The organism is Pseudomonadota bacterium (assembly GCA_026390555.1).
Lineage (GTDB): Bacteria > Bdellovibrionota_C > UBA2361 > UBA2361 > OMII01 > OMII01.
Map to the genome: position 1 here is coordinate 1 of JAPLFS010000040.1, position 6,631 is coordinate 6,631.

At 51.4% G+C, this 6,631-nt stretch carries 6 protein-coding genes and 1 pseudogene; 4 read left to right on the forward strand and 3 right to left on the reverse strand.

Translation table 11 applies throughout. The features are described 5' to 3' along the window. Positions 1-86 precede the first annotated feature (86 nt). Positions 87-1,862 carry an ABC transporter ATP-binding protein gene (locus tag NTV65_06060; protein MCX6114762.1) on the forward strand — a complete coding sequence of 592 codons (1,776 nt, stop codon included), beginning with the start codon at positions 87-89 and terminating at the stop codon, positions 1,860-1,862. Positions 1,863-1,937: 75 nt separating this feature from the next. Here the strand turns inward: NTV65_06060 and rpsR are convergent, their stop codons facing one another. Together rpsR and NTV65_06070 are read right to left on the reverse strand one after the other, a co-directional pair. Continuing rightward, complete coding sequence (gene rpsR / locus NTV65_06065; GenBank protein MCX6114763.1) at positions 1,938-2,165, reverse strand: 30S ribosomal protein S18; 228 nt, start codon at positions 2,163-2,165, stop codon at positions 1,938-1,940. Positions 2,166-2,282: 117 nt separating this feature from the next. Next, a pseudogene (locus NTV65_06070) lies at positions 2,283-2,507 on the reverse strand (RNA-binding protein). A 532-nt stretch (positions 2,508-3,039) separates the two neighbouring features. Here NTV65_06070 and NTV65_06075 point away from each other — a divergent pair. Together NTV65_06075 and NTV65_06080 are read left to right on the forward strand one after the other, a co-directional pair. Beyond that, positions 3,040-3,354: a hypothetical protein gene (locus NTV65_06075; GenBank protein ID MCX6114764.1), complete on the forward strand. Its 315-nt coding sequence runs from the start codon at positions 3,040-3,042 to the stop codon at positions 3,352-3,354. A 23-nt stretch (positions 3,355-3,377) separates the two neighbouring features. Continuing rightward, entirely contained in the window at positions 3,378-3,599 is a 222-nt protein-coding gene (locus NTV65_06080; protein ID MCX6114765.1) for a hypothetical protein, read from the forward strand. Here NTV65_06080 and NTV65_06085 read toward each other — a convergent pair. After that, complete coding sequence (locus NTV65_06085; GenBank protein ID MCX6114766.1) at positions 3,552-4,334, reverse strand: enoyl-CoA hydratase/isomerase family protein; 783 nt, start codon at positions 4,332-4,334, stop codon at positions 3,552-3,554. The genes NTV65_06080 and NTV65_06085 overlap by 48 nt on opposite strands. Before the next feature lie 332 nt (positions 4,335-4,666). Here NTV65_06085 and NTV65_06090 point away from each other — a divergent pair, with 332 nt between their 5' ends. After that, on the forward strand, positions 4,667-6,430 hold the full coding sequence (locus NTV65_06090; GenBank protein ID MCX6114767.1) for a UbiD family decarboxylase: 1,764 nt from the start codon (positions 4,667-4,669) through the stop codon (positions 6,428-6,430). Positions 6,431-6,631: the final 201 nt, after the last annotated feature.

The following is a 6,631-nucleotide window of genomic DNA, read 5'->3' on the forward strand; positions in this document are numbered from 1 at the left end:
AGGGGTTGGTACAGAGCATCAACGTGAACGATCATTTTTAGTTTATTCTGACTAGTTACACATAATCTACGTTGTAGGCGTTTTAAATGAAAAGCCGATTGATAGGGCGTGACAGCAAGTACGCTGCTGCGCAGCACGGGAGCCCCATTATACGGCTGCTGAAGCAGGTCGCCCCTTATAAGGGTAGATTCATCGCCGCCCTAGGGGCGCTCTTTGTTGGTAGCGCAATTAATCTTGTTTTCCCAGAGCTGCTACGACGAGCGCTTGACCCACAGCTCTTTCCTTGGGTGTTAGAGCACCTTGATCGGGTGACAGCGGTGCTGGCCGCTCTTTTTATTGTTCAGGGAGCGGCCTTCTTCTCTCGCTCCTACCTATTCGGAATCGTTGGACAGCGGGTATTTTCCGATGTGCGCCTGCAACTATTTCGATCGATCATAGGGCGTGATGCGCTCTTTTTTGATCGCAACCGTTCAGGTGATCTTGCAGCGCGCATTAATTCCGATGCAGCACTAGTTCAGGAGGCTGTTTCAACTAAGCTCTCGGTTATTCTACGCTACGGAATACAGGTTCTCTGCGGGACAGTGCTGATGGCATTTATGTCGTGGCGCATGACCTGTGCCATTATTATCAGCATTCTTTGCATAGTGGGCCTGTCGTCTATCTGTATAAAGAGTCTGAAGGGGGCTTCGCGCCACTACCAGAATGCAATAGCGAGACTGACCACGTTCGTTGTGGAGTGTTTTTCAGGGGCCAAGATCGTAGACGCGCTGGGAGCGCATAAGGCAGCCACGCAGATCTTTAGCGCTTCAAATAGAGAGGTGCTAGGCGCTGGAGAGCGCAGAACAGCAATCAGCGCAGGCTTCTCCTCGGGCGCAAGTCTAATGCTTAATTTGCTACTCCTTTTGGTGCAGTGGTACGGAATTCACCTCGTAGTAACGGAGCGACTTCCTTTAAACAATCTAGCGGCGTTTGTGCTCTATGGAGCTATAGTTGCCGTGTCGTTTTCATTTCTTATCGGTGCCTATGCCGAACTGATGCAGAGCCTTGGAGGGCTAGAGCGCGTACTTGAATTAATTAATGAGGAACAGGATCTGCTTCCATCTAGAGCACCATCCGCGGCGCTTAAGAGCGTAGAGATTGAGATTAAAGATCTCTGCTTTGCCTATCCTGATAGAGCTGATTCGCCGGTGCTCGATAAGCTTTCATTCTCGGTAGCGCCCGGTAAGATGACAGCACTCGTTGGGCCATCAGGCGCAGGAAAGAGCTCAATCGCCCAGCTTTTATTGAGGTTCTATGCAGCCTCATCCGGAGAGCTGCTCGTTAACGGTGTGCCGATTGCAGACTTAAGCTCTCAGGAGATACGGAGCTCATTTGCCTGGGTGCCGCAGGAGCCATATCTTTTTGGCTTTACGCTCTATGAGAATCTGGTCTTTGGTAACGAGCAGCTCACGCGCGCCGACGTGCTCGCTACAATCCGCACCCTGGGGTTTCTTGATTTTGCAGAGAAGCTACCGAACGGCTTCGATACGCAGCTAGGCGAGCAGGGCGCACAGCTAAGCGGTGGAGAGCGGCAACGTTTGGCGATAGCACGCGCCATCCTGCGCAATCCAAGCCTGCTTATCCTCGATGAGGCCACCTCTGGGCTCGACAGTACGACGGAGGAGGGGGTGCTTAAGGCGATTCGAAACAGGTTGCCTACTGCGACGTTGCTTATTATCTCGCACCGCCTCTCAACGGTACGCGCTGCGGACACTATCGTTGTGATAAACGAAGGGACGGTTTTTGAAGAGGGCAGACACGAGGAGTTAAAGACTCGACAGGGACTCTATCAGCAGTACGTCGCACGCCAGGCGCTAGATTGAATTAAAATAAGAGCTATAAGAATAAAAAAGCCGACCACGAGGGCCGGCTTTTTAGATCCGCGAACAAAAACGCTACTAAGTCTGAATCGAGGTATAGGCCATTAGACCTAGGCTCTGTGCGCGCTTAATAGCCTTAGAAACCTTACGTTGATTGAATGCGCTAAGACCGGTCAGACGGCGAGAGAGGATACGACCACGCTCGCTTACGAACCGTGAGAGCATCACTACATCTTTGTAATCAACAGACTTAGTTGGATCATCAGTAAATGGATCTAGCTTCTTGCGGCGCTTGAAGAGCTGCATCCTCTGAATCGATGGGAGTGGTTCAAAGCGACGTGGTCCGCTATCTGATCCACCATCGCCAATTGGAGCACCCATACCACCCTTGCCGCGATCTTCGCAGACCTTCATCGGGCGACCGTTTACTGTGCGGTTATTGAGAGACTCGATAGCCTTCTGCGCATCCTCTTCGCGGTCCATCTCAACGAAAGCAAACCCCTTAGAGCGCTTCGTCTCGCGGTCAGAAGCAACGACAACGCTTAGACAGCCGCCGGCCTCTTCGAATAGGGTACGGAGCTGCTCGCTCGTTACCTCAAAATCAAGATTACTAATAAAAAGCTTTTTCTTGCTAACACCCGAATTCATGAAAACTCCTCGAACTTTTAGAGTAGCGGAGGCTATACTCGACCATGAAAAATGTCAAACAAGGCTTCGGTACAAAAACGATGTGAATAGAACATCGTCTTACTTAAAGTAACTTAAAAATACTATTGACGCTAGAAACCAGCCAGTATAACTTACCATCCTGTGATTTGTGAATGAACGCAACCACTTGCGCCTTGACAGTTTAGGTCGGGGCAGAGTGGCAGCGAGATCCGGGAGCTAAGGGGGGCGCAGAGCATACCTCTTAGCCCTCTAATCAGAGGGGGCTTATTAGATGGTCGTTACTCTAGGTTTTAGAACGCGGAGTCTTAGTACGCGGAGTTTTAGAACGCCGCAGCTAAACGCTGTAGTCATTTCAGCCACTTGCAGTTCTAATTCCTCTATTTCGATCGTTTCTATTCTTTCCGCAGTAGTTCTTTCCACAGAAGTTCTTTCCACAGCAGTCGTAAAAAGATCTTTGTTAGACCCACTAAATACTTAAATTATCAATGCATACTGGAGAAGGTATACGCGTATGAGTAATTCTGCGAATAAGTTCACGCCCGAAGATGAGATGGAAGCTTCATCACCAGTTAAGCCAGAACGTAATCTTCTGGCAGCTGTTCTCGCCCGTGCTATCTGTGACGCATTCGGCACAGCGCACTGCGAGCGGCACGTTGTGCGTAGCGCAAGGCAGTGGCTATTCGGCAGGATTACGCCCAAGCGTCCCTTTAGTTTTGCCTGGGTTGCCCTGCACCTAGATCTTGATCCGAGCTCGCTTCAGGACAGTCTGAAGCAGTACGAGGGAGATCCTGCGGCAATTCAAGAGCGTCTCAGCTTGCTGCGATAGCGCTGAAAGCCCACAAGCACAATATGACCTCTAGCAAAGAAAGCTCACGCGCTATTAAGAAGCAGGTATTGTTTGCGGCTATCGCCGTTTTGCTCATCTGTGCGTATCGGTTGTTCTTGACCGCTACTGAGACTGGCAACTGGCGTGGTGCGTGGTTCTCCTTAGCGCATGTAGTTATCGTGGCTGTTGGTACGGTGCTAGCTTTTTGGAAAGATGGGCGCACGCTTCTCTCTGATCGCAGCTAAGCCCTCAGCAAATTCAGCGCTCGCGTAGTTAATACTCTGACAAGCCGCTTCGCGTTCCAGGGCCTGTAAAAGCTGCGCAGTATTGCCGCGCATAGTTTCAAGCAGCTGAGTGCTTGCATTAGGGCCACAAGCTAGGATCTCGTGTGCAATACTATTGGCGGCACTGAGTAGGGTGCTTTTCTCACACAGACGTGAAACTAGATTGATTCTTAGGGCCTCCTCAGCATTAATAACCCTGGCGCTTATTAGTAACTCCGTAGCCATACTTGAACCAACTATACGGGGCACAAAATAAGTTGCGCCCATGCCAGGATGCAAGCCGAGCTTAAGAAAGGTAAGCCCAAGCTTTGCGTCGCGAGTAGAGATGCGAACATCACAGGCACACGCTAGGCAAAGCCCTGCGCCAACGGCGGCGCCGTGTAGAGCGGCTATGAGGGGCACCTGCAGATCGAGTATTGAGAGAAAGGATGCATAGAACTTCATCATCTGAGCGTGGTTTTCTTCCCTGCTCAGGGAGCGCTTGGCCTCAAGCATCGCTAGGTGTCCCCCGGCAGAGAAGGCCTTTCCAGCGCCGGTCAGGATTATAACACGAGCATTTTTCTTTACTCTTAGCTGGTCTACAACGGCGCTAAAATCGCGCGCCATCTCACCACTCATGGCGTTTAAGTTAGCCTCGTCCTGTAAGGTTACAGTTGCTATGCCGTCGCTATCGATTGTACAAGTTACTAGGCTCATGAGGGGATCCTCCTACTGTTTGTTTAAGGACAATCGCACACGTAGATGCTCTGTACAAACCCCTCAGGGGTCGATTTGCAGAGCCCGTCCAGCAGCGCAAGCTGCTGGCGCAGCAATGCGGTGGGGGTGAAAACAGAACCCCTCAGGGGTCGATTTGCAGAGCAAATCGGGGGTGAAAACATTAACTGGTCACAAAATCTGTCGTCCCCGGTCAGGGGACGGCCAATCGAATTACCTATGAAACTTCGCCGTAATCTGAGTAGCTTGAATCGCAACATTAAACTACGGTGACCAGTTACAGGAAATTAGTCTATAATGAGCTGAACTCACATATGTCGCAACGTAAAGGTGTTCGATCACTCCAGGAGTTTTTAACAATTCTTCGGCGTGAGCACGAACTATTAGAGATCTCAGTTGAAGTGGACCCCCATCTTGAGGTTGCCGAGATCCATCGGCGAACGATCGAGCGTGGAGGCCCAGCCCTGCTCTTTACACGGGTAAAGGGCTCACCATTTCCGCTCGTCACCAACCTCTTCGGCACCACAAGAAGGGTAGAGCTCGCCTTTGGTGCAAGACCTGAGGAGTTAGTACGGGAGCTATCTGGGCTACCTCATACCCTGTTACCTATTACGCCTGCGAAATTATGGCAGCAGCGCCGTACCGTAGGAGATTTGGCGAGAGTTGGGTTGCGTAAACGCCCCTTTGATAGTGCGCTACTGATCGATACTCCACCAAAGCTCTCGCGCCTGCCGCTACTCACCACCTGGCCACTAGATGGTGGGCCCTTTATAACGTTGCCCCTTGTTTATACGGAGCATCCGAGCACAAAGATTCATAACCTCGGCATGTATCGTATCCAGCGTTATGATGATCAAACAACGGGACTGCATTGCCAGATCGGAAAGGGTGGGGGGTATCACCTTGCAGCGGCCAAGGATCTTGGGGTGCGATTACCGGTTAATATTACGATGGGGGGCCCTCCGGCACTGATCCTCGCAGCGATAGCACCGCTACCAGAGAACGTACCGGAGCTGCTTTTTGCCTCCCTTGTGCTTGGAGAGAAGTTAGCGCTCTTAGATAATCCGCTCGGGCCTTTGCCTATAGTTGAGAGCGCCGAGTTTACCCTTGTTGGAGAGGTAGACCCGAACGAGCTACGACCGGAGGGGCCGTTCGGTGATCACTACGGGTATTATTCTTTACAGCACGATTATCCGGTCTTTCACTGTAAGGGAGTTATTCGTCGACCAGGGGCGGTGTTTCCTGCCACAGTGGTTGGCAAGCCGAGGCAGGAGGATTTTTATATTGGAGAGTACCTGCAGCGGCTGCTCTCGCCGTTGTTTCCCCTGGTGATGCCGCAGGTCTTAGATCTCTGGTCATACGGAGAGACTGGATTTCATGCGCTCGCCTCAGCGGTTGTGCAGGAGCGCTATAGCCGCGAGTCTTTACAGTCGGCCTTTAGAATTTTAGGGGAGGGGCAGCTCTCTCTAACTAAATTTCTTCTCTTACTCGATAAGCGCATCGATCTTACGAACTTTAGAGCGGTGCTTGAGCATGTGCTGGCGCGCGCGGATTTTGCGACTGACCTCTTCGTGTTTTCGAATACGGCGATGGATACCCTCGATTATACAGGCCCACGGGTGAATCATGGCAGTAAGGGGGTCTTAATTGGATGCGGAGAGGAGAAACGCAGATTGCCGCGCGAAGTTCCGCAGCTATTACCGGGGGGAGTTAGCAGGGCAGGGGTATTCTGTGCGGGTTGCCTTGTGCTTGAAGTTCCCTCGTATGAGCAGGACCGCAGCTATCCTGCTAGCATCGTTCAAGCCGCTCTGCTGCGTGATTGGCCCTTAGTTGTGCTGGTAGATAACCTCGACCAGGCGCTTAAAGATACGAGCGCCTTTCTCTGGACAACCTTTACCCGCTTTGAGCCTGCGGCAGATATCTATGCGGCCCAAACAACGCTAGATCGTCACCATTTAAGCTACGATCCGCCAATTCTGATCGATGCGCGCTTTAAGCCCTGGTATCCAGCAGTTGTTGAGTGCGATGTAGATACTGCACGTAACGTTGATGCGCGCTGGGGGGAGTATTTTAGGTAACTATCTTAATGCCTCTCTTCTACCCCTATTTAAGCCCTGCTTTGGCCCAGATGGGATCTACTGTAAAGTAAGCAAGGCACTTAGCCGATAACTTATTAAGGGAGCTAAAAGCGATGCCGGACCCGACCACGCAGAAACTCACGATAGCTGAGTATAAGGAAGCGCAGACAAAGCTCAGCGAGCTAATGGCAAATGCTGTCA

What these genes read in the sequence shown, in the direction of transcription:
- NTV65_06060 (MCX6114762.1), top strand. Translation starts at nt 87, where the DNA reads ATGAAAAGCCGATTGATAGGGCGTGACAGCAAGTACGCTGCTGCGCAG.
- rpsR (MCX6114763.1), bottom strand. Translation starts at nt 2,165, where the DNA reads ATGCAGCTCTTCAAGCGCCGCAAGAAGCTAGATCCATTTACTGATGAT.
- NTV65_06075 (MCX6114764.1), top strand. Translation starts at nt 3,040, where the DNA reads ATGAGTAATTCTGCGAATAAGTTCACGCCCGAAGATGAGATGGAAGCT.
- NTV65_06080 (MCX6114765.1), top strand. Translation starts at nt 3,378, where the DNA reads ATGACCTCTAGCAAAGAAAGCTCACGCGCTATTAAGAAGCAGGTATTG.
- NTV65_06085 (MCX6114766.1), bottom strand. Translation starts at nt 4,334, where the DNA reads ATGAGCCTAGTAACTTGTACAATCGATAGCGACGGCATAGCAACTGTA.
- NTV65_06090 (MCX6114767.1), top strand. Translation starts at nt 4,667, where the DNA reads ATGTCGCAACGTAAAGGTGTTCGATCACTCCAGGAGTTTTTAACAATT.